The following is a 20864-nucleotide window of genomic DNA, read 5'->3' on the forward strand; positions in this document are numbered from 1 at the left end:
GCCTTCGGTGTTCTCGCGCACCGTGATCAGGTCCACGCCCGAGGGGAAGCGCGACTTGGTGTTCGGGAACGACTTGGCCGGACGCACGTTGGCGTACAGGTCGAAGCGCTTGCGCAGCTCGACGTTGATCGAGCTGAAGCCCTCGCCGACCGGCGTGGTCAGCGGGCTCTTGAGCGCGATGCGGTTCTTGCGGATCGAATCCATGGTCGCTGCGGGCAGCAGCTCGCCGTGCTTCTCCAGGGCGACGAGGCCGGCGTCGGCGAACTCGTAGCTCAGGCCGACGTTCATCGCGTCGAGCACGTGCAGGGTGGCGTCCATGATCTCCGGGCCGATGCCGTCGCCACGGATGACCGTAATCGTTTGCGTCATGAGGGAATTCTTCCAGCAGTGGGGCGGGCGCCCGTTGCGGCGCTGCGCACGAATCGAACGGTGTTAACCGCACAATTATGCCGGAAGCAGCCCTGGCCTACATTCGCGAACGCATCGGGCCTGAGGCGGATGGACAGGATCGACCGATCCCGCCCGATTCGGTTAAAGCGCCGGCCGCTCTTTGCAATCCACCCCGCTCGCGATATCGCCGGATGCGAAGCGTTGTCCGGAGCTTTCCACGGCCGGCGCACGAACCCGGCAGACGTCGCTTGCAGCCGCCCGTGCGAGAACGACAAAGCAAGACCGGAGGCGTAGCTCACCCTGTTGTAACGGCACACCGCGTATAGGTAAACGCCTGCGGTGCAATGCCGCATCAGCGGTTAAAACCGTCGCGCACTTCCTGCTCCGGCACTGTGAGTTCGCGCGTCTGGCGATAGAGGCGGCATGCTTGGCCGCCCGCATTTATCGGCGGATCGGCTGACGACTCCTCCAAGTCCAGTCATCGTTGGCGATGTCGCTTGGGCGGGAACATAGCAGTCGTCCGATCTCGAATCGGTACCGCATAAAACACGCCTCGCAACTTCGGGTTGAAGCTCGCGCCTGAATGCAGGAGCGTCGCTTGGAGAGGGAGCATCGATGATAGAAAGGAGCCGCAACGTGAAAAACCACCGTCACTTCGCATCCCCGGCCGCCGGTGCAGTCGCCGGCGGCGCGCCACATCCCGACATCGTCGCCCTGCAGGCGGCGGAAAACGAAGGTTGGCCGTCCGAAACGGCGGCGTCCTCGCCGCCGTTGTTCGCCGCCACCCCGTGGCATTGGTACTTTCGCGCTGAAGAACTCATCGCTGGCGTGGCGATCTTTCCCGTCAGCCAAGCGCGTAATCCGCGCCCGATCGGCTCGGCATGAACGCCCTCACGATCATTGCCTGCGTAGGGTTCGCCTTGGCCCTGTCTGCGGAGTCCTTCATTCAAGCCAAATTTTGGCGACTGATGCAGGATAGCCATCCAGCCCAACTCGCGCACTTCAACATCGAGACGGGCAGACATCCCCTCGCGCGACATAGCGCGCGCGCCACGATGCTCTACCTGCGCGACAAGAGCTTCCGCCTCAGCCTGGATCGCAATGGCACGGGGCACTGCAACGACAATCGCCGCTCAATGATATTTTCTTACTGGGCAACCGTGATTACCGGCTGCCTCCTGCTGTCCACCGTCGTTCTGCACGGCTGGTAGCGCCTGGGATGCACAGGCGCATAGCCGCCGTGGCGCTGCTCGCGCTGCCGCAGCTTCTGTCGCCCATCGCACCCCGCTGCGCGCTTTCGAACTACGCGCCGTCGATCGAAGGCGCAGGGGCTGTCCCGCTTGATACCCGCTCAGCGCCTGTCGCATACACCCCGCTCTCTGCAGGCATCGGCTACAGATCAGCCTTTCTTTCCCTGGTGGCGCCCGAACGCCAAGAGTCCTTCGATGAACTTCACCCAATCGCTGCTATGCACACTGGTCCCGATCGCGGGCGACACCATGACGCAAGAGCCTCCCAAGAGGCTCCTTGAAGTGGCCGCGGAACAGGGCTCATTCGCTCTCTTTTGCGATGCGGTCAGGCAGTCGGGACTCCAAGAGAGCCTGGACGGAAAAGGACCTTTCACGGCATTCATCCCCATCGATGCCGCATTCGAAAAACTGCCCAAGGGCTACCTTGACGCACTGCTTTTGCCAGAGAACAGAAAGCACCTGATCGACTTGATCAGTTATCACATCGTGCCGAAGCGCAAGACGGTCGTGGAGTTCGAACGCTGGGACTCGCTGAAGACCCTGGACGGCAATACCCTGTCCATCCAATCCGTGAACAAGCAAGTGATTGTCGGTACGGGCAAGGTCGTGTTGCCTGATTTGTACTCCGTCAACGCGGCCATACACGGAATAGATCGGGTCAATATTCCGCCAGGCGCACAGTGGCTTGGCACCTGCCTGCTCGGCGGATAGTGGACGCGGCAAGACCGTCCTGCAACGGTCTTTGGGGCGGCACGGTCGTTCGCTGCCGCTGGGTCGCTAGCGCCACGCCCCTTCAGGCAGGCCGGACAGATCAATGAATCGCGCCCACTGGTTCTGGCAAAAATCCAGGTAGGCCCGGACGATCGTCGAAGGATGGCGGTGCGAGGGATAGAGCAGATTGATCTGCTGCAACGGCATCGGATAGTCCGGCAACAACACCTGCAGCCTCCCGTCGCGGATCGCCTGCGCCGCCAGGAACGGCGGCAGTTCGGTGATCACCGAACCCTGCAGCGCCCGATGGCGCAGATGCGCGTAGTCGTTGCTGGCGAGCACGGCCTCGGGCTGGACCGTCTGCTCGCCCAGGCGCCATGCCCCCTTCTCGCTGGTATGCCAACCCGCGCATGGAAAGCGGCCGAGCTCCTCGGGCCGGACCGGCGCGCCCAGGCGCTCCACCAACGCGGCGCCTGCGACCAGCACATGGCGGTAGGACAGGACCAGCCGCGCCACCATCGACTCGTGCGCGATCGCGCCGATGCGCAACGCGACATCTATCCCGTCCTCGATCAGATCCACGCGGCGATCAGTCGTATGCACCTGCAGATCGATATCCGGATAGCGCTGCTGGAAGGCCGCAAGCAAATCCCACCACGGCTCGAACGCAGGCGGCAGCGACAGACGCAACCGCCCGCGCAGCCGCGCCTGATCGCTGACCACCGCTTGCTCTGCGTCCAGCAACGCTTCGATCCCGCGGCTGGCGTGCTCGTACAGCCGGGTGCCGGCATCGGTCAGGCGCGTACCGCGCACCGAGCGCTCCAACAGCTCGACCTTCAGTTGTCGCTCCAGCTCGCGAATCCGCCGGCTCAGGGTCGGCAACGGGATCCCCATGCGCTCGGCCGCCGCCGACAGGCTGCCGGCCTGCACCACGTTGACGAACATCTGGACGGCGTTGAGATCCATGCCTTGATCCTATCATTTTTGAGATTTTAACTACTACAAATACGGATTTACTTCCGTTTTTGAGCGAATCACTCTGTGTCCACCGGCCGGCCCGACCAGCGACCCTCCTCACAGAGTCCAAACCATGAACATCCAAACCGTCCTTCAGTCCTACGAAACCGCGCTCAACGGCAACGACACCGACGCCATCCTCCAGCTCTACAGCCGCGAGCCGATCTTCATGCCGCAGAACGCGCCGGCCCTGATCGGCGCCGGCGCGGTCCGCGCAGGTTACGAGCAGGTGTTCGCCAGCATCCGCTTGAACGTGCGCTTCACCGTGCACGAGATCGAAGAACACGGCGACTGGGCCTGGGTCCGCACCAGCTCGGCCGGCCGCACCCGCATCCTGGCCAACGACGCCGAGATCGCCGAGGGCAACAACGAGCTGTTCGTGTTCAAGCGCGAAAACGGGGCGTGGAGGATCCATCGCTATCTGTTCGCCACCAACCAGCCGCGCAACTGAGGACGCGGCCATGAAAGCCTACGTGATCGAACAACCCGGCGGTCCGGAAGCGCTGCAACTGCGCGATATCGCCTCGCCCGAGCCGGACGCCGACGAAGTCCGGATCCGGGTACGGGCCTTCGGCCTCAACCGCGCGGAAGCCTATCTGCGCGCCGGCAAGATGGGGCCGATCTCCACCCCGCGCGTCCCGGGCATCGAAGCCGTCGGCGAAGTGATGGACGATCCGGCCGGCCGTTTCCGCACCGGCCAACGCGTCGCTACCGCGATGGGCGGCCTGCAATTCGGACGCAACGGCAGCTACGCCGAACAGGTGACCGTGCTGCGCGACAACGTGATCGCGCTGGACGAGGCCGACCTGTCCTGGGAAGAACTCGCCGCGCTGCCGGAGGCCTATCTCACGGTGTGGGGCGCGCTCGACCGGCGCGTGGCCATCCAGCCCGGCCAAAGCCTGCTGGTGCGCGGTGCGACGTCCTCGGTCGGCCTGGCCGCGGTCGCCTACGCCAAGGCGCGCGGCTTGACGGTGATCGCCACCACCCGCTCGGCCGCCAATCGCGCGCGGCTGCTCGAGATCGGCGCCGACCACGCGCTCGTCGACGACGGCGAGATCGCCGCAGCGGTGCGCGGATTGGTTCCCGGCGGCGTCGATGCCGCGCTCGAAGTCGTAGGCGCCTCGACCCTGCGCGACACCGTCAGGAGCGTGCGGCCGTTCGGCGCGGTTGCGGTCATCGGCCTGCTCGGCGGTCCACCGGTGCTGGAACAGTTTCATCTGATGCAGGACCTTCCCGGCGCGGTCGCGGTGAGCTTCTTCCCCAGCGGCCTGCTGGGCACGCCGGCGCTGCCCTTGCGAGACAGCCCGCTGCCGTGGATCGCCGCGGAAGTCGCGGCCGGACGGATGCCGTCGTTGCGCGCCCAGACCTTCGAGTTCGAGCAAGTGCGCCGCGCCCACAGCCTGATGGACAGCGACAGTGCGCTCGGAAAGCTCGTAGTCCGGATCTAACCGTCTCCCTCTTCGTTTTCATTCATTGGACATCGCCATGAACGCTTTCTCTTTCCGCTCCACCCTCGCCGCGCTGGCGCTCGCCGCCGCGCTCCCCACGTCCGGCCACGCCGCCAAGCCCGCCCCGGACGCCAGCGTGAAGGCGGCCGTCGCCGCGCAACTGGATCGTTACCAGAACGCGCTCAACGCCTCCGATGTCGACAGCATCATGAAGCTCTATGCCGACGATGCGGTGTTCATGCCGCAAGGCCATCTGCCGGTGGAAGGCCACGAGGCGGTGCGCGCCGCGTACCGCGGCATCTTCGATGCGATCAAGCTCGACGTGCGCTTCGCCATCGACGAGATCCGCCCGCTGTCGAAGGACTGGGCCTACGCCCGCACGCGCTCCAACGGTACGGTCCGGCCGCGCGGCGCCGCCGCGCCGGCCAACGCCGAAGCCAATCAGGAACTCTTCCTGCTGCAACGCGGCGGCGACGGTCAGTGGCGCTTCGCCCGCTACATCTTCTCGACCACTACACCCGCCAAGCAGCCCTGAGTCCGCCGCCATGAATGCCAAATTCATTCCCCACGCCACCGCCATCGCGCGCATCCTGATGGCGCAGATATTCATCCTGTCGGGCCTGTCCAAGATCGGCGCCGCCGATGCGATCAGCGGCTACATGCAGGCCATGCACGTCCCCGCCGCCCTGCTGTGGCCGACGATCGCCTTCGAGATCGTCGCGGGCTCGCTGATCGTACTGGGCTATCGCACCCGCATCGTGTCGCTGTTGCTGGCCGGCTTCTGCGTCGCGACCGCGCTGATCTTCCACCACCAATTCGCCGATCCGATGCAGATCAACATGTTCCTCAAGAACATTGCCATGACCGGCGGATTCGTCCTGCTGGCCGGCGTCGGCGCCGGATCGCTGAGTCTGGATGCGCGCCGCGGCGGCTGACGACCGCGTGCGGCGGCGGGGACCGGCAGGCTCGCCGGACGGGCGCTGAACGTTCCGGCGGGACTGCGGCGCCGCCGGAAGTCGCTGCGGCGAGGGCTCTGCGGAGCCCGGAGCGCGGCAATGGTAGCGCCTGAATCTTCGAATGGATGCTGGAGCAACCAAACCCCGGTTCAAACCCTGTTGAGGGGTTCTCGCCCATAGCTCTTGTGGCTTCGCGTAGGCGGCGGCTTCCGCTTCTCCGCACTTCAAATCCTTGCCGAAGTCGCCACCGTCAGCCGACCGGCAATGCATGCCGTAGTTATAGGTGGGGAGCGCCTCCGCGCCCATCCCCGCCCGAGGAACGCCAACCAGCACGGCCGCCAGCGACACCCACACCGAGCACATGACATTCGTCTCTTCCTCCTAAAATCCGCGGTGGTGCCATGACCTGGGTTGAACTGCAGTGATAAAAAACTCAATCCTGCCTGATTAAACCAACGCTGCTTGGCCAGCAAAGACCCCGAGCGCCCACGGTCGAAGCAGCAGCCGCGGCTCTACCCATATCGCCTTCTCACGACGGCCCCACCGACGGCAAGGTGACGACAAAGCGCGTTCCTTCGCCTAAGCCGCCGCTTACCGCGATCACCTGACCATCATGCGCATGCACCAGTTCGCGCACGACTGTGAGCCCGATGCCCAACCCTGTGCCATTGACTCCCACAGCGCGCACCTCCTGAACAAACGGCTCGAACACATTCGTCAGCGCCTCCGGCGCGATGCCTATTCCACTGTCTGCGACACACACTTCGATCTGGGCACCTACTTCACGGACCGACAAGGCGATCTCGCCCTCCTCTGGCGTGTACTTAGAGGCGTTATCCAGCAGGTTGCGCAGGACTTGGGTGAGACGGTCCGCATCGCCATCGACTATCAGCCGCTCCGAAGAAGCACTCATGCTAAAGCGCTGCCGGCGCGCCTCCATTACAGAACGGCAAGCCTCGGCCGCCAACTCGGCGATCAGCACCATGTCGACGGGCCGACGATCGATCTGGAACTTCCCGCTTTTCGCCCGCGCCACATCGACCAGGTCGCCTATTAACCGGGAGATATGCATCACTTCGCGTTCGATGATGCGCTGCATATCAATCCTTACGTTCGCACTCTCCGACCTGAGCATGGTCGCAGCGATCAGAATCGGCGTCAGCGGATTGCGAAGCTCATGGGCAACCATCGCCATCGCCTGCTGCTGATGTTGATAGGCGGCTTCGGCCGTCGCTTGCGACTGCCGCGAGTTCAACGCTGCCAGCACCAGATTCTCGTTGGCTTCCTGAAGCTGATCGATGCGCGCGCCAGGCCGAACGGCGGCCGCCTGATAACGCGAGAACGGCCGACTCCGCGGCGCCCGCACTGCGCTATCGCCAGGGCTTTCGCGTACTACGCGATCCCCGTAGAAGGCGTACCTGCCCCGACCTTTTTGTCCTTTTTTGGCGCGGTACATCGCGGCGTCGGCCCGATCGATCAAGATCTCAACATCGTCTCCATCGATCGGAAAAAGGCTGATTCCGATGCTCGCCGACAAGCGCAGGACATGCGCCCCCATTCGACACGGAACTCCCAGCGCATCGATGAGCTTTTCGGCCGTTGCGCCAGCATCCGACGCGTCTGCCACCCTGTTCAACAAGATCAGGAACTCATCTCCGCCGTAGCGACTGATCATGTCTCCTTCTCGCGTCACGGCCGCGAGCCGATGCGCAGCCAACCGCAATACTTCGTCGCCGACGGTGTGGCCGAGCGTGTCGTTGATCCACTTGAAGTCGTCCAGGTCGATAAACAGCAATGCGACGAACTCGCCATAACGACGGGAGTTCGCTATAGCAGTGCGGAAACGCTCCGATAGGCGCTCGCGATTGGGCAGCGAGGTAAGGGAATCCATGCCCACCGACCGAACCGCCTCGTCGAGTTTGTGGGTGGCGGCTTCGGACTCCTGGCGTGCTTGCAGAGCGGCGATGATGAGCTGCTCATTGACCTGCACCAGATCGGCTGGGTCCGTGCTGCCAGGGACATGCGCGTTCGCGCCACTTTGGTGAATCCGAGCCGCCAGAAGCCTCTCGATCTTCTGCGCCTTTGACTGCTGGCAAGCCCCCCTGCCTCGAACCATTCTGCGGTTGCCGCGGCGATGGGGCCCGGATCCGAATCTAGCCACGTCCGTCATCGCAAGTATCGCGAGTCCCGGCTTTGCGGGTGGGCCGTCCGCCCAGAAGGCCTTCGCGATCGTCCAGCCGTCCGGAAATCCGTAGACCATCGATGTCAATTTCATACAGCCGCAAATCGTTCGAATGGGGGCTGGCCCGAACTTTGACTACCGCAATGACCCGCAACAGTCGACTATCGATCTCGATATAGCGCTGCACGATGATGGCGTCGGTCAGGAACGCGGTGCCGTAGGGGCTGAAGCGCAAGTCGGTGTAGCGATCCTCCAATTCCGACGTCATCAGCAGGCTCACGCCGGCATGGGCCATCGCGGAAACCAGGCGCGCCAGAGACTGACGGAAATCCTCGCGGAAAGTCGGCGCCAACGCCAGTTCGAACGCCGACAGCGAATCAATGACCACCCGAGTGGCGCCGAGACGCTCCACCTCCTTGAGCAACAGCAGAATCACCTCGTCTATGGACAGGTCGCTGGCGCGGCTATCGACTAGGCCGACGCGCCCTGTCTCAATCAATTCGGTCAGCCGTTCGTTGCGGCCACGGTTGGGCTGCTGCTCGAACACGGCAATCACGCCCCGCTCTCCCGCGCGATCCCCCTCGCTCAGGAACGCGGAGGCCAAGATGCTCTTTCCCGAGCCGGATGGACCCGCGACGAGCAGCGAGTACCCCTGGGGCAAGCCGCCTCCGAGCATTTCGTCCAAAGTGGCGTTGCCCATCCCCAGCCGCGGCTTGGCGCCGGCAGCCAGGCCCATAGCCGCTACCGCGATCCGGGCGGGCGCGAATACTTCGATGCCCTGCGGGCCGATGCGGAAAGTATGCAGCCCCGGCAAGATGGCCTGGCCGCGCATCTTCAGCACTTCCATTTTCCGCACCATCGAGTTGCGCTGCACGCTTTGCCGCAACCAGATCAATCCATCGGCCACGGTGAACACTGGGTTGGCCTCACTGTCGTTGAAGTACTCCCCGATCAGAAAGGTAGTCGCCTGCCAACTGGTCATCGCGATCCCCAACTGCTGGACGAAGTGCTGCAAATCGCCGAGCCGATCGCCCGCCGAAACGCCCGCGAGCATCACGGAACGGAACGAATCAACAAAAACAAGGGCGGGACCGGATTTCGCCACCTCGGCTTCGATGCGTTGCAATACCCGATCAAGACTTCCGGCCTGGATCTCTTCGCCAAGGTTAACGAACCGCACCGAGCGATTGATCGCCGTGTCGTCGAAGAATTCGAACTGCTGCTGATAGCGAAGCATCTTTAGCGGGGGCTCGCCCAGAACCGTGAAATACAACGCCGGACGTTGCGGCGTCGCCAAGGCGAACATGATCTGATGCGCAAGCGTCGTTTTTCCGCATCCGGGAGGGCCTGCGATGAGATTGAAGGAGTACTCGGGCAAGCCGCCGCCCAAGACGGTGTCCAGGCCTGGGACCCCGGTGGCCAGACGGGCGATGGTCACTTTGCTGTTCATGGGGCGGCGTCCTGCGGCGGTATGTCACTGAGGGGGGCCGTCGGCACGGTGCGTAAGAGTCGCTGGGCCAACGAAGGACCGATCAGACTGGCGAGCAGCTCATGGAAGGTGCGCAGAAAATTGCTTCCGCTCGCCAATGCATCGGCTGCGCTGCATTGCATGAGGTATTCGCGAAGTCCATCGATGTCGTTTCCCTCCGCAGAAGAAGTCGACACCTGACTTAACCCAGGAGTGGCCGCGCTCGCCAGATTCAGGCTGCGTCTGTACAGCGCAGTGACGGCGATTGGCCCGACAATGGGCCGCAATGCCGCCTCGAACTCGTACCAAATGGATGCAACTGCCTTGGCTATCGCTACTGCATCCGCACTTTCGCCAACGGCATGCGTCAATCGATAATCGATTCCCTGATTTTCCCGATCTTCCATCGCATGGGCCGCAGGGTCTGCCTTGCAGAGAAATCCATACTACGCCTTATTTTCTGCACGAACCGGGCGCAATCACTTTTTTACCCTGCTGAACTCCTCTCAGGCACTGCATCGCCGCGGGTCCTATAGCAGACCGATCCTCTTGTACACACACCCGGCAACTCTCGTCAGCGCTGAAGAGCGCCTGGTAGCCGCTCGCTGCGACACACAGGGGGGGCGAGGTAAAGAGGAGCAAGGCTCCTAGTGTCACTAGCTACACGTCCCACACTGTGGGCGCACTAACAAGGCGCGTCGTTATGGACCAAACCGTCCCTGGAGACTAGAGACCGCCAAGGGCGCGCCTTTAAGGACGCGCCGTAGATGGCTTTCAGGCAGCCCCTCTCCCTCTTACTTTTCCAGCTTGTCGCGCACCTTGTCGGCCAGCTCGCCGGACTTGGCCTGGGCCTTCCCGAGGTTTTTCTCAGCCATGCCTTCCAATTCGATCCGTTTATCTCCGGTCATCTTGCCGATCGCTTCCTTGACCGATCCCTTGACCTGCTTCGCCACGCCTTCGATACGATTCTTGTCCATGCGGCACCTCTGAGTGGGGAGTGAGGCCCCGGTGTCGGCGACGTCCAGGGCCGACGCCAATATGCGATCGGATGGACTTCCGCGACAGCCATGAATGCACTAGAGAAGCTAGTGCGTTTGCGCGGTTACGAGCGAGGAGTGCGTTTCTTGGCCCGGCCGGGCGACCCACTGGCGTTGCCGAAGAATCCGCGCTCGCGCGCCCATACGATCGCTTCGCTTCTGCTGTGGACGCCCAGCTTCGAATACAGGGCAGCGACATGATTGCGCACGGTGTTCGGCGCCAAGCCCAAACGCGCGGCAACCTCCTTGTCGGCCAGGCCTTCGCAGATCAGACCCAGGACGTCGCGCTCGCGAGCCGTCAACTCGCCCAGTTCGGTCTGCTTGGCTCCCGTCGCGCCGCTTCGCCGCACGTTCGCCAGTTTTTCGATCAGGGTCTGGCTGAACCACGACGCGTCCTGCATCACCGTTTCGATCGCGCTCACCAGTTCCAGCTCGTTGCGTTTTCGATCGCTTATGTCCATCAGCACGAGCAGATAGCATTCGGCGCCATGGATGCTGACGGTCTCGGCCGACACGAGGCAGTCCAACGCACTGCCGTCTTTTCGCGCGATGCGGAATTCGAGGTTCTGCAAGCCGGTCTTTTTGGTCAGCGCGCTGCCTACTTGCAGCGCATCGGCGGTGAGTTCGAACAAGCCCGAACCTGCGAGCGTCTTGCCGATCACGTCTTCGGCGCCGTAGCCCGTCGCCATGGAAAAGGCCTCGTTGGTTTCCAGGATCGCCAAGCGGTCTGCGCTGCATACCAGGGTAGGTACCGGGGTCAGCTTGAAGGCTTTGGCGAAGCGTTCCTCGCTCTGGCGCAGCGCAACCTCGGCCTTTCGGCGCGGTTCCAGGTCCATGAAGGTAAACAGCATGCAGGCTTCCTCGCCCACTTCGATCGGCTGTCCCGCCACGATAACCAACTTGCTCCCTCCCTCCGGAAGGCTCAGTTCCGCCTCCATCTGTGGGATCGTCGCGCCTTCCCCCAGCCGCTGAACCGCCAACTCCCGATTCTGCGCACCCTCGAGCACATCCAACTCGTACACCGAACGGCCGATCACTCGATCGCGCTCGTGGCCGGTCATCTCCAGGAAGCCCTGATTCACCTTGATATAGCGCAGATCGCCGAGCCGGCAAATCACCGCGGGCGACGGATTGGCGTTGAAGGTTTTCTCGAAACGCTGTTCCGCGCTCGCCCAATCGGTGGCGTCGGCCAAAATCAGCACCAGGCAGTCCGGCGCTCCATCGGCATCGGTCAGCACCAGGCTGCGCACACGATGGACCCAGCGCGCGTCCTCGTCGGCGACCGGCACCACTTCGACCACCACGTCGCTGAAGGCCTCTCCGGCCACTACGCGGTCGATCGGATAGCTGCCCTCGCCCAAGCGGTGATGGTTGCGATAGCGCAGTTGATAGCGGTCCCGATACTCGCTGACGGTCGCGCCCAGGCCGTCGAGCGCTTCCACGCCATGCATCTTCAAGGCGGCGTCGTTGGCCCAGACGATGAGTTGATCGGGCTCGATCAGGATCACGCCGTCGCTTAGACCACGAATGATCTGCTGCAACTGCTGGCGGTCGGTCTGGCGTTGCAGGACGGGGTCGTTCATGGACAGTCGCGTGCTCGGGGGTGCGGCGATCATCGTGTAGACGCCGTGATTGCCGGATGAGACGAATGCACCAGGGTCGGTAGTGCATTTGAACGGCGCTGCGCAGCGCCGTCCTGCGCAGACTGATCGCACAGGATGAACGGCCCGCGACGCGACTGCGATTCGATCCGGCCGACGTTAGCCGTTCAAGCCTGCCCCCACGGTATTTTCGAGGTATTCCATGACCACCCTTCCCATCGATCCGCGCGCCGCGCGCATCTCCTGGGGCGCCGTTTTTGCCGGCGGCCTGATTTCGCTGATCGTCTACCTGGTGCTGAGCGTGCTCGGCACCGCGATCGGCGCCTCCGCGCTGGACCCCATGGGCGATGCGCATCCCCTGGCCGGCTTCGGAACCGGCACCGGAGTCTGGCTGACCGGCACCACGCTGCTGGCGATTTTCGCCGGCGCTTTTATCGCCGGCCGCTCGGCGCCGAGCCAGGGCGCCCTGCATGGCGTACTTGCCTGGGCGGCCACCACGCTGGCGACGGTCTGGCTGCTGGCTTCGTTGGCCAGCAGCCTGGCCGGAGCGGCCGCCAACACCGTCGGCAAGGGCTTGAGTCTGGCCGGCCAGGGCGCCGCCGCAGCGGCGCCGCAACTGGCGTCCAGCGTGCAGGCGCAGTTGCGCGAGAACGGCATCGACCTGGATTGGGACGACCTCAAGCGCGAGCTCGACACCGCCCTGCGCCAGACCGGCAAGGCGGAGCTGGATCCGCAGCGTCTTCGCCAGGACGCGCAGCGCAGCCTCGGCGACGCCAAGGCGGTCGCTGAGGACGCCGCGCTCGATCCGCAGGCTGCGAACGCCGAGTTGAGCGACTGGTTCGCGCAAGTGCGCGAACGCGGCGCGCCGGCCCTGGCCGCTGCCGACAAGGACGCTTTGGCCCATCTGATCGCCGCGCGCACCGGTCAGCCGCTGGAGCAGGCGCGCGTCACCGCCGATCGCTACGCTCAGACCTACGATCAGGCGATGGCCAAGTACGAACAGCTCAAGGCGCAGGCCGGGCAAAAGGCCCGCGAAGCGGCGCAGTCCGCGTCCGAAGGCGTGTCGAAGGCGGCCTGGAGCAGCTTGGTCGTGCTCGTGCTGGGTGGACTGCTGGCGTTCTTCGCTGGGCGCATGGGTTACCGCCGGCAACATCGCTGATCAGGCCATGGCGATATCGCCGGAACACAAAGCCGTCGCCCGAAAGGCGGCGGCTTTTTTTCGCCACGCGTCGGCCTACAAAATTTACAAGCACGTTACTTTCGCCTGTCGCACTGAGTGGCGCCGACACGCCCATCTTGTAAAATCGCCTTCGCGATATTGTTTTATTTCATTTCTCGCGAGACCTCATCAGCAACTTGATCAGTAACTTGGCGATGTGTGCCAGCGCCAGGCGCTCTCGATGATGTCCTCGATTGCGGTATGCCGCGGTACCCAGCCCAAGTGTTCACGCGCCGCCGCGCTTGAAGCAACTAACACCGCCGGATCTCCCTGGCGACGCGGCGCCACCTGGCAGTCGATCTCGCGACCGCTCACCCACGCCGCAGCGCGAACAATCTCGAGCACGCTGAAGCCGGTGCCGTTACCGAGATTGAAGCAGTGCGCACCGGGCTGTGCGTCCATCCACGCCAGCGCACGGATGTGCGCATCGGCGAGGTCGAGCACATGCACATAATCGCGCACGCACGTGCCATCGACGGTGTCGTAGTCGTCGCCGTACACCTGCAGCGGGTCGCCCTGGCCCAGTGCCGCGCGCAGCACGTTAGGGATCAGGTGGGTTTCGGGGGTGTGCGACTCTCCGATGCCCGCATCAAAAGCGGCGCCGGCGGCGTTGAAGTAGCGCAACGATACTGACCGAAGTCCGTAGGCATGCGCGGCATCGGCGAGGATGCGCTCGACCATCAGCTTGCTGGCGCCATAGGGATTGATCGGCGCCTTGGGATGCGCCTCGTCAATGCGTTCGCTCATCGGCTGGCCGAAAACCGCGGCCGAGGACGAGAACACCAGGCGGCCAACACCGTGGGCGCGCATCGCACGCAGAAGATTCAGGCTGCCGACGACGTTGTTGAGGTAATAGTCGTAAGGTTGTGCCATCGATTCGCTAACCAGCGAGCGCGCGCAAAAGTGCATGACCGCGTCGACCGGTTCAGCGAAGGCGGCTTCCAGGCTCTCGGGTTTGAGCAGGTCCGCATCGATCCAGCGCCCCCAGCGCAAGGCTTGGCGATGGCCGGTGCTGAGGTTATCGAGCACGCTGACCCGGAAGCCACGCTGCGCCAGGGCGTAAGCCGCATGCGCTCCAACATAACCAGCGCCGCCACAGACCAGCACATGAGGCGCATCTGCGCGCTGTTCGGCTTCATCGGTCTCGCAGAGATCCGTCGTCCGTCGTGAAGGGAACGTCAAGAAAAATCCCCGCTATCTGAAGCCGTTCGGTCTTCCTGCTAGGCGATGCTTGTGACTACGCAGCATTGCGTGGGAGTATGCGTCACGCATCGTTTTGTGATGCTTATCAATTTAATTGCCGCGAATTTCTGAATGAACCGACTGAACGATGACGCACGTCGGCACCCAAGCGGCAACGATGCGGACCTCAGCGTCCGGCGCAGCGCAGTTCGGTAGCTGAGGGTGCTGATCCGTCAGACCGCGCTTTACCTGCCGGCCCAACTGCTCGGACCACTCGCGCAGCTGGTGGCGATCGTGTTGTGGACACACTGGCTGGATCCAGGTGAGTTCGGCGCGTTCACGCTGGCGCTGGCCGCGCAGGAGGCGATGTACCTACTGTTCCTGGCGTTTTGGTCGTACTACTTGTTGCGCTTTCTTCCCGGCAGCGACGCTGCGGTGCGCGAGCGCATAGACGTGGTCGAGAGCTGGGTGCTGATCGCCAATCTTGCGCTGCAAGGGTCGGTGCTAGCGTTGATGCTGCGTTATGTCGCCGGCACGCCGCCTGGGGCGGTTGCATTTACAGTGCTGTTCGCTTTTGCACTCACCCGCTCGTACTGCAGCCACTTGGCCGAACGGACCAAGGCCAGCAACGACATCCTCGCCTACACCGCACTGCAATGCGGCGGTCCGATCGGCGGCTTGGCGCTGGGCTGGCTGTGGGCGCACCTGGTCCGCGACGGCGAGGCTCGGATCGGCCCCTTGCAGGTGCTGGGAGCCTATGCGGTCGCGCAGAGCGCCTCCCTCCTTTTCGTGCTGTTGCGCCTGCGCCTGCGCTGGCACCTGCAGCGAGCCGACCGCGATCTGTTGCGGTCGGTCGCGTGGTACGGACTGCCGTTAGCCCTGAGCGGAATGCTGGCGTGGGTGCCTGGCAACGGCATTCGCTTCGTGGTCGAGCACGAGCTCGGCCTGGCTGCGGTCGGCCTGTTCGCCGCCGGCTGGACCTTGGGCCAGCGCGCCTGCGCCTTCGCCGCGATGCTGGTGACCGCCGCCGCCTTCCCTATCGCTTTGCGCCTGGAAGCGCGCGGGGAGCAGGACCGCGCGCTGCGGCAACTGGCCGACAACGGCGCGCTCTTGTGCGCCGTGCTGCTGCCTAGCGCAGCCGGGCTCGTCGCGCTGTCGACACCCCTGTCGCAACTGGCGGTATCGACGCCGTACGTCGCCGATACCATCGTCATCCTGCCCATCGCCACCCTGGCCGGCCTAGTCAAGAACCTTCGCAACCATTTCGCCAACCAGGCCTTCCTGCTAGCCCGCAAGACTGGCTGGACGCTGGCCATTGATGCGATGGAAACCGCGCTGTTCCTGGCGGGCGCCGTGCTCGGTCTGCGCGCGCTGGGACTGGCCGGCGCGGCCTGGGGCGCACTGGCGGCGGTGACGGTCGGCGCCTTGCTGTCATTCTTCCTTGCGGTACGTCGCCTGGGCATGCCGCTGCCGGCCGCGCATCTGGCGCGCATCGTCGCGGCCAGCGCGGCGATGTCGGCAGCGCTGGCGTTGCTGCCACCGCTGGCCGGATGGCCGGCGCTGATCTACGCCACCGCGTTCGGCGGCGCCGTCTACGCTGCCGCGCTGGCGCTGTGCTATCGCCGCCACCTGCGCGGACTGTGCGCCCGTCTTCCCTTCCCGTCTCGATGATTTTTGCCATGGACCGCATCGCACCCGGCGCTTTGAGCGCCCTGACCCCGCATTCGCCCACGCAATGGCAACAGGCACCGCTGCTGTTCCAGCATCGCCTGCATGCCGATCCGCGCTTTGCCCTGCCGGCGGTCGCCGGTCTGATTGACCGCTACCCGCGCCGTAGTTACTCGATCGTGCACATGGGCGAGCAAGGTCCAGAAGGACGGCGGGTGTGGCGCGAAGGCGACTTCGGCGGACTCGACGGCGCGCGCGTGCTCGACGCGATCGAATGCGGCCGGCTGTGGCTCAACCTCCGCGACGGGCACGCGCTGGATCCCGGCCTGGACGCGGTCATGCGCGGCCTGTTCGCCGAGGCCGGCGCGCTGGCGCCGCCGGTTTCGAGTTACGGTCACCGCCTCGGCGTGCTGGTGTCCTCGCCGGGGGCGCAGGTGTATTACCACGCCGACCTGCCGGGCCAGGGCCTGCTGCAGCTACACGGACGCAAGCGCATCTACATCTATCCGCCGCGACTGCCGTTCTTGAGCGAGCAGGGGTTGGAGAACATCGCCCTGAGCCAGCTTGAAGTCGGGCTGGAATACCGGCCCGAATTCGACCGCGAGGCGGTCGTGCTCGACCTGGAGCCAGGCCAGGGCGTGTTCTGGCCGCTGAACTCACCGCATCGGATCGAGAACCACGACAGCCTCAACGTGTCGATGACATTGGAGTATTGGACCCAGCCCATCCGCCGCAGCCACATGATCAACGTGGCCAACGGCATCCTGCGCAACCACTACGGGCGGGCCCCGCGTTCGCGCAGACTCGACGGGCCGTCGTTCTACGCCAAGGCTGCGTTGCAGGCACTGTGGCGCCGCACCGGCCGCCTCGAAGGACAGCGCCGCGCGGCGCGACCGATCGATTTCCGGCTCGATCCGGACCGACCCGGCGCGATCCTCGACCTGGGCACGCCCCAGAACGAAGGCCAACGCGACGGTCAAGGCGCATGAGCCCGGCCGATAGCCGCGATCCCGACCATTACCGTGTGACGGTCGAGCGCGAACTCGCTCCCGCGCTGGCGCGCTGGCACGCGTGGGAACGCGACGGCGCCGTGATCGGCCTGTTCCAGCGAGCGCGCTGGCTGCAGGCTTGGTACGCGACGCTAGGCGCGCAGGCTGGGCGCGAGCCCCTGCTGGTCAGCATCGAACGCAGCGAAGACGGCCGACCGTTATTAGCACTGCCGCTGGTGCGTGAGCGCCGCGGCCGCCTGCGCTGCATCAGCTTCGCTGATGCGGGTGTGAGCGACTACGTCGCGCCTGTCTGCGCGCCCGATTGCCCCGAGGATCCGGCCGAGATGCGGGCGTTGTTCGCCGCGTTGCGCCGCGCGCTGCCCGCCGCAGACCTGTGGTCGCTGGAGAAGATGCCCGGTCACGTCGGCGAACGCCGTAATCCGCTGCTGCAGTTGCAGGGCACGCGTCCCAGCGCCTTGTTCGGCAATCCGGTCAGCGTCGGCGAGGACTTCGACGCCTGGCGCTTCAGCCGCGAAAAGACCCACCGCAAGGAGCTGGAACGCTCCTGGCGAGTGTTCTCACGCCATCCGCAGGCGCGCTGGGAGCGCATCGAGGACGTCGGGCGGGCAATGCAGGTCATGGACGCGCTAGAGGCGCTGCAGCGCGAAGCGATCCGCGGCAAGGGCTGGGCCTACTTGTTGGACGAGCCGGGCTATCGCGAGTTCTACCGCGACTTGCTCACGCAAGGGCTGTCCGGCGGCGAGACCGTACTGACCGCGCTGGTCGCCGGCGAAGAGATCGTCGCCGCCCTGCTCGGCGTTCGCCACGGCGACGAATACGCGATGATCCGGATCGGCAACGCGGCCGGCGAATGGCGCAACTGTTCGCCCGGGCGTCTGGTGATCGAACGCACCATGGCCGCGCTGCACGCGCAGGGTGTGCGCCGTTTCGATTTCACCATCGGCGATTACGCCTACAAGCGCGGGTTCCAGCCCGATCGCCTGGATCTGTACGAATCGGTGCGGGCGCTGTCGTGGCGCGGCTGGCCGCACAGCCTTCGTGCGCGGCTGCTGCATCACGCGCGCACCTGGCTGGCGCGGCGGCCGCAACTGAAGGAGCGGCTGTTGGCTCTTCGCGCGCGCGGCGGCGCCGAAGCGTCTTAGCGGCGCGGCGCGGCGTCGTCGAGCAACCGCTCGAACAGTTGCAGGTAGCGCGCGGCGCTGCGCTCGACGGTGAACTGCAGCGCATACTCGCGCGCGGCAGCCACGACCTGTGGGTCGCAGTGGCGCACCTGCCTTTCGATCGCCTCGGCCAATGCGCCGGAATCGTCGGGCGGCACCAATAGGCCGTAGCGGCCGCCGGCCAGCACTTCGCGCGGCCCAACCGGGCAGTCGGTGCTGACCACCGGCGCGCCGCAGGCCATGGCCTCGATCAGCACGTTGCCGAAGCCTTCGAACTGCGAGGCCAGCGCGAACACGCGCGCACGTCGCATGTAGGGATACGGGTTGTCGCGTTGGCCTAGCAAGCGCACGGCCGGCCCCAGGCCGAGTTCGTCGACCAGTGCCTGTAACGCCGGCCGTTGGGGGCCATCGCCGACGACAACAAGCCGCAGCCGCATCGATGCGCGCAGGCGCGCGAACGCGTGGATCAGGCCAGCGACGTTCTTCTCCTCGCTCAGACGCCCGACCGACAGCACCACGGGCTCGTCGTCGGCGCCATAGCCCTCGTCGTCCAGCGGCGCGTCGGCGCGTTCGCGCCAGTCCTTCGGCAGCACCGGATTGGCGATGATATGAACGCGCCGACGCTGATCCCGGTGAAGGTGCGCGGCGATATCCGCGCGCACGCCTTCGGAAACGGCCACGATGGCGTCGCCGAAACGGTAGACCCACGGCATCAGCGCCAAGGTCGCGCGATAGCGGGACGAACGATCGAGTCTACGCATCGAGTCGATCGGCGCGTGCTCGGTGAGCACCGTACGCACCGCGGTGCCGCGGGCCGCCAGCACGGCGACAATGTTGCTGTGGGTCAGCGCCGAAACCATTACATCGGGACGCCGCCGGCGCAGCAGCCGCGCCAACCTGCCCGGCACTGCCAGGGTACGGTCGGCGTCGAGCGACAGCAGTTCGACGCCGCCGGCCAACGCCTGCGCCGCCGGGTCGGCCCGGTGCACCGCCAGAGCCACCGCGATGCCGCGCGCCTGCAGGCCCTGCGCTAACCGCAGCATCGAGATCTCGGCCCCGCCCAACTTGAGCTGCGGTATGTACAGCACTACCGAACGCACGGCGCTCATCCACCCACCGCCTTCACCGGCGCGATGCAGCGGCGGCTCAGCTTGCGTCCCAATTCGTACAGATTGAACACGTAGCGCTTGCCGTCGACCAAGGTGCTCCCACCCCAGGCTGAGACGGTGTGCAGCCCGTGCGGATTGCGCCCGCACGGATCCGGCCTGCACTGGCCCACGACCTCCTCGCGATAGAGATGCGGCGTGCACAGGCGCACCCGGTTGAGCGCGACCGCCTCGCCGTAACCGCTACCGCAGTCCTGCGCCGGCCGGTACAGCTCGCCGTCGTGGAAAAACGGCGTGCCGGCGGGGCGCGAACTGCGGTGGTCGAGTTTGACCGGATGGCGCGCGTGCCGGCGCCAGGGGCCGCGCAACTCGTCGGCATAGCTCAGGCAGAGATTGTCGAACGCGCCCCAGGACAAGTCGGTATAGGCCAACCAGAAGCGGCCCTCCCATCTAAACAGGCTGGCGTCGGCGACCGCCACGTCGTCGAGCAGGGTCGCGACGAAGCGCCAGTGGCCGCCAGCATCGATCTCGTACAGTTCGCAGCAGCGTCGCTGCGCGGTTTCCGGAATTGCGTACACGCGGCCGCCGTGTTCAAACACATACGGATAGGACACATGACCGGGCCGCTGCGGTCCGGCCGGGTCGGCCCGCGCAACCCTGCCGTCGGCGTCCAGCCGCAGCAGTTCCAGCCGGCCGACGCCGTCGCGGTAGTCATAAGTCTCGCAGTACAACAGGCGGTCGTCGCCCGGCAGCCCGAACGGATCGGCGCGGTAATGGGCTGCGTCGCGCCCGCCGAGCCAGCGAATACGTTGGGCGAAAGTGCTATCGAGCACTCGTTCTATCGGTGCATCGACGACCCCGATCATCCAACTCTCGCTCAACCATTGGCTGCGCAGCCGGCGAAGTTGCGAACGCCAGCGCCCGCGCAGGCCGGCCAGCACGCGGCGCCAGCGCAGCGACGCTGCGACGGGCACGAAGGCCTCAGTCGCCAGTTCGCCATCGCCATGGGCGAGTTCCAGCAAGTTCGCCGCCAGCAGGTGGACCACACGCAGGTAGGCGTGACCGAGCACGCGCAGATAGTGCGGATCGGCGTAGTAGCGCATCCAATCGAGCACCACAGCGCCGTCGCGCACCAGCGCCAGCTCGCCGCCTCGGCCCGACACGATCGAGGCATGTACGGCGTAAGGTGCAGCCAGATGCAGGCCCTGCGTGTCGAGCGGCTGCCATACGCCCTGGCGGCTGCGCGCGCGCCACGGTGCCGCATCGCCGATCCCGGCCAGATCGATCACCGCATCCCAGGCGTCTTCGTCGACCTCGGCCGCCTCGCTTTCGTCGTCGACTCGCAGCTCCTGCAGCTCCGGCTGCTCCGCGGCCAGCCGCCGCCACTGCGCATCTTCGTCGTAGCGCGCGGCGCGCACCCGCACGATTCGGCATTGCACGTCCGCCAACCCGGACAGGG

General features: G+C 65.2%; 21 protein-coding genes. 11 read left to right on the forward strand and 10 right to left on the reverse strand.

What is annotated here, in order from left to right; genetic code table 11:
• Positions 1-369 (reverse strand): isocitrate/isopropylmalate family dehydrogenase (locus tag BLU84_RS13675; RefSeq protein WP_233431072.1); only part of this gene is annotated, 369 nt, incomplete at its 3' end.
• Positions 370-1026: 657 nt separating this feature from the next.
• Between BLU84_RS13675 and BLU84_RS13680 the strand changes: the two genes are divergently transcribed.
• The 3 genes from BLU84_RS13680 to BLU84_RS13690 all read left to right on the forward strand — a co-directional run bounded on the left by BLU84_RS13680 (position 1027) and on the right by BLU84_RS13690 (position 2351).
• Positions 1027-1275 carry a hypothetical protein gene (locus BLU84_RS13680; protein WP_074867989.1) on the forward strand — a complete coding sequence of 83 codons (249 nt, stop codon included), beginning with the start codon at positions 1027-1029 and terminating at the stop codon, positions 1273-1275.
• Entirely contained in the window at positions 1272-1601 is a 330-nt protein-coding gene (locus tag BLU84_RS13685; RefSeq protein ID WP_074867992.1) for a hypothetical protein, read from the forward strand. Before BLU84_RS13680 ends, BLU84_RS13685 begins: the two co-directional genes overlap by 4 nt.
• Before the next feature lie 234 nt (positions 1602-1835).
• The gene (locus BLU84_RS13690) at positions 1836-2351 is read left to right on the forward strand and encodes a fasciclin domain-containing protein (RefSeq protein ID WP_083382565.1); all 516 of its coding nucleotides are present in this window, start codon (positions 1836-1838) and stop codon (positions 2349-2351) included.
• A gap of 66 nt (positions 2352-2417) precedes the next feature.
• Here the strand turns inward: BLU84_RS13690 and BLU84_RS13695 are convergent, their stop codons facing one another.
• On the reverse strand, positions 2418-3317 hold the full coding sequence (locus BLU84_RS13695; protein WP_074867996.1) for a LysR family transcriptional regulator: 900 nt from the start codon (positions 3315-3317) through the stop codon (positions 2418-2420).
• 124 nt (positions 3318-3441) lie between these two features.
• Between BLU84_RS13695 and BLU84_RS13700 the strand changes: the two genes are divergently transcribed.
• Genes BLU84_RS13700 through BLU84_RS13715 form a run of 4 tightly spaced genes read left to right on the forward strand, consistent with a single transcriptional unit; the run spans position 3442 to position 5751 of the window.
• The gene (locus BLU84_RS13700; RefSeq protein ID WP_074867998.1) at positions 3442-3819 is read left to right on the forward strand and encodes a YybH family protein; all 378 of its coding nucleotides are present in this window, start codon (positions 3442-3444) and stop codon (positions 3817-3819) included.
• 10 nt (positions 3820-3829) lie between these two features.
• Complete coding sequence (locus BLU84_RS13705) at positions 3830-4816, forward strand: zinc-binding dehydrogenase (protein WP_074868001.1); 987 nt, start codon at positions 3830-3832, stop codon at positions 4814-4816.
• Between the two features lie 37 nt (positions 4817-4853).
• Positions 4854-5351: a YybH family protein gene (locus BLU84_RS13710; RefSeq protein ID WP_074868004.1), complete on the forward strand. Its 498-nt coding sequence runs from the start codon at positions 4854-4856 to the stop codon at positions 5349-5351.
• Positions 5352-5361: 10 nt separating this feature from the next.
• Positions 5362-5751 (forward strand): DoxX family protein, encoded by a 390-nt coding sequence (locus BLU84_RS13715; RefSeq protein WP_074868007.1) that lies wholly within the window; start codon positions 5362-5364, stop codon positions 5749-5751.
• Between the two features lie 550 nt (positions 5752-6301).
• Here the strand turns inward: BLU84_RS13715 and BLU84_RS13720 are convergent.
• The 5 genes from BLU84_RS13720 to BLU84_RS13740 all read right to left on the reverse strand — a co-directional run bounded on the left by BLU84_RS13720 (position 6302) and on the right by BLU84_RS13740 (position 12042).
• A complete protein-coding gene (locus BLU84_RS13720; protein WP_233431154.1) occupies positions 6302-8041 on the reverse strand; it encodes a diguanylate cyclase domain-containing protein in 1740 nt (579 codons plus the stop codon).
• Positions 7926-9404 (reverse strand): ATPase domain-containing protein, encoded by a 1479-nt coding sequence (locus BLU84_RS27780; RefSeq protein WP_074868012.1) that lies wholly within the window; start codon positions 9402-9404, stop codon positions 7926-7928. Before BLU84_RS27780 ends, BLU84_RS13720 begins: the two co-directional genes overlap by 116 nt.
• Positions 9401-9829 (reverse strand): hypothetical protein, encoded by a 429-nt coding sequence (locus tag BLU84_RS26535; RefSeq protein WP_139174992.1) that lies wholly within the window; start codon positions 9827-9829, stop codon positions 9401-9403. The genes BLU84_RS27780 and BLU84_RS26535 overlap by 4 nt, the downstream gene beginning before the upstream one ends.
• Before the next feature lie 387 nt (positions 9830-10216).
• On the reverse strand, positions 10217-10399 hold the full coding sequence (locus BLU84_RS13735; RefSeq protein ID WP_074868015.1) for a CsbD family protein: 183 nt from the start codon (positions 10397-10399) through the stop codon (positions 10217-10219).
• 125 nt (positions 10400-10524) lie between these two features.
• On the reverse strand, positions 10525-12042 hold the full coding sequence (locus BLU84_RS13740; protein ID WP_074868019.1) for a helix-turn-helix transcriptional regulator: 1518 nt from the start codon (positions 12040-12042) through the stop codon (positions 10525-10527).
• 220 nt (positions 12043-12262) lie between these two features.
• Here BLU84_RS13740 and BLU84_RS13745 point away from each other — a divergent pair, with 220 nt between their 5' ends.
• On the forward strand, positions 12263-13219 hold the full coding sequence (locus BLU84_RS13745; protein WP_074868022.1) for a YrzE family protein: 957 nt from the start codon (positions 12263-12265) through the stop codon (positions 13217-13219).
• Positions 13220-13420: 201 nt separating this feature from the next.
• Here BLU84_RS13745 and galE read toward each other — a convergent pair whose 3' ends face one another.
• The gene (gene galE, locus BLU84_RS13750; RefSeq protein WP_074868025.1) at positions 13421-14386 is read right to left on the reverse strand and encodes a UDP-glucose 4-epimerase GalE; all 966 of its coding nucleotides are present in this window, start codon (positions 14384-14386) and stop codon (positions 13421-13423) included.
• 297 nt (positions 14387-14683) lie between these two features.
• On the opposite strand from galE, the gene BLU84_RS13755 reads away from it, so the two are divergent.
• From BLU84_RS13755 to BLU84_RS13765, 3 genes are read left to right on the forward strand one after another with little or no spacing between them, the layout of a single operon-like run.
• The gene (locus BLU84_RS13755; protein ID WP_074868027.1) at positions 14684-16132 is read left to right on the forward strand and encodes a lipopolysaccharide biosynthesis protein; all 1449 of its coding nucleotides are present in this window, start codon (positions 14684-14686) and stop codon (positions 16130-16132) included.
• Positions 16102-17118: a hypothetical protein gene (locus BLU84_RS13760; protein ID WP_211664538.1), complete on the forward strand. Its 1017-nt coding sequence runs from the start codon at positions 16102-16104 to the stop codon at positions 17116-17118. The genes BLU84_RS13755 and BLU84_RS13760 overlap by 31 nt, the downstream gene beginning before the upstream one ends.
• A complete protein-coding gene (locus BLU84_RS13765) occupies positions 17115-18281 on the forward strand; it encodes a GNAT family N-acetyltransferase (RefSeq protein ID WP_074868031.1) in 1167 nt (388 codons plus the stop codon). Before BLU84_RS13760 ends, BLU84_RS13765 begins: the two co-directional genes overlap by 4 nt.
• Here the strand turns inward: BLU84_RS13765 and BLU84_RS13770 are convergent.
• Positions 18278-19408, reverse strand: coding sequence for a glycosyltransferase (locus tag BLU84_RS13770; RefSeq protein ID WP_074868034.1), 1131 nt, complete (start codon positions 19406-19408; stop codon positions 18278-18280). The genes BLU84_RS13765 and BLU84_RS13770 overlap by 4 nt on opposite strands.
• Positions 19405-20823 carry a glucosamine inositolphosphorylceramide transferase family protein gene (locus BLU84_RS27210; protein ID WP_074868037.1) on the reverse strand — a complete coding sequence of 473 codons (1419 nt, stop codon included), beginning with the start codon at positions 20821-20823 and terminating at the stop codon, positions 19405-19407. The genes BLU84_RS13770 and BLU84_RS27210 overlap by 4 nt, the downstream gene beginning before the upstream one ends.
• Positions 20824-20864: the final 41 nt, after the last annotated feature.

Origin of the sequence: Lysobacter enzymogenes (assembly GCF_900106525.1) — a bacterium.
In the GTDB taxonomy this organism is placed as follows: Bacteria; Pseudomonadota; Gammaproteobacteria; order Xanthomonadales; family Xanthomonadaceae; genus Lysobacter; species Lysobacter enzymogenes.

What these genes read in the sequence shown, in the direction of transcription:
- BLU84_RS13770 (WP_074868034.1), bottom strand. Translation starts at nt 19,408, where the DNA reads ATGAGCGCCGTGCGTTCGGTAGTGCTGTACATACCGCAGCTCAAGTTG.
- BLU84_RS13715 (WP_074868007.1), top strand. Translation starts at nt 5,362, where the DNA reads ATGAATGCCAAATTCATTCCCCACGCCACCGCCATCGCGCGCATCCTG.
- BLU84_RS13710 (WP_074868004.1), top strand. Translation starts at nt 4,854, where the DNA reads ATGAACGCTTTCTCTTTCCGCTCCACCCTCGCCGCGCTGGCGCTCGCC.
- BLU84_RS13765 (WP_074868031.1), top strand. Translation starts at nt 17,115, where the DNA reads ATGAGCCCGGCCGATAGCCGCGATCCCGACCATTACCGTGTGACGGTC.
- BLU84_RS13735 (WP_074868015.1), bottom strand. Translation starts at nt 10,399, where the DNA reads ATGGACAAGAATCGTATCGAAGGCGTGGCGAAGCAGGTCAAGGGATCG.
- BLU84_RS13685 (WP_074867992.1), top strand. Translation starts at nt 1,272, where the DNA reads ATGAACGCCCTCACGATCATTGCCTGCGTAGGGTTCGCCTTGGCCCTG.
- BLU84_RS13740 (WP_074868019.1), bottom strand. Translation starts at nt 12,042, where the DNA reads ATGAACGACCCCGTCCTGCAACGCCAGACCGACCGCCAGCAGTTGCAG.
- BLU84_RS13700 (WP_074867998.1), top strand. Translation starts at nt 3,442, where the DNA reads ATGAACATCCAAACCGTCCTTCAGTCCTACGAAACCGCGCTCAACGGC.
- BLU84_RS13695 (WP_074867996.1), bottom strand. Translation starts at nt 3,317, where the DNA reads ATGGATCTCAACGCCGTCCAGATGTTCGTCAACGTGGTGCAGGCCGGC.
- BLU84_RS13705 (WP_074868001.1), top strand. Translation starts at nt 3,830, where the DNA reads ATGAAAGCCTACGTGATCGAACAACCCGGCGGTCCGGAAGCGCTGCAA.
- BLU84_RS13690 (WP_083382565.1), top strand. Translation starts at nt 1,836, where the DNA reads ATGAACTTCACCCAATCGCTGCTATGCACACTGGTCCCGATCGCGGGC.
- BLU84_RS13745 (WP_074868022.1), top strand. Translation starts at nt 12,263, where the DNA reads ATGACCACCCTTCCCATCGATCCGCGCGCCGCGCGCATCTCCTGGGGC.
- BLU84_RS27780 (WP_074868012.1), bottom strand. Translation starts at nt 9,404, where the DNA reads ATGAACAGCAAAGTGACCATCGCCCGTCTGGCCACCGGGGTCCCAGGC.
- BLU84_RS26535 (WP_139174992.1), bottom strand. Translation starts at nt 9,829, where the DNA reads ATGGAAGATCGGGAAAATCAGGGAATCGATTATCGATTGACGCATGCC.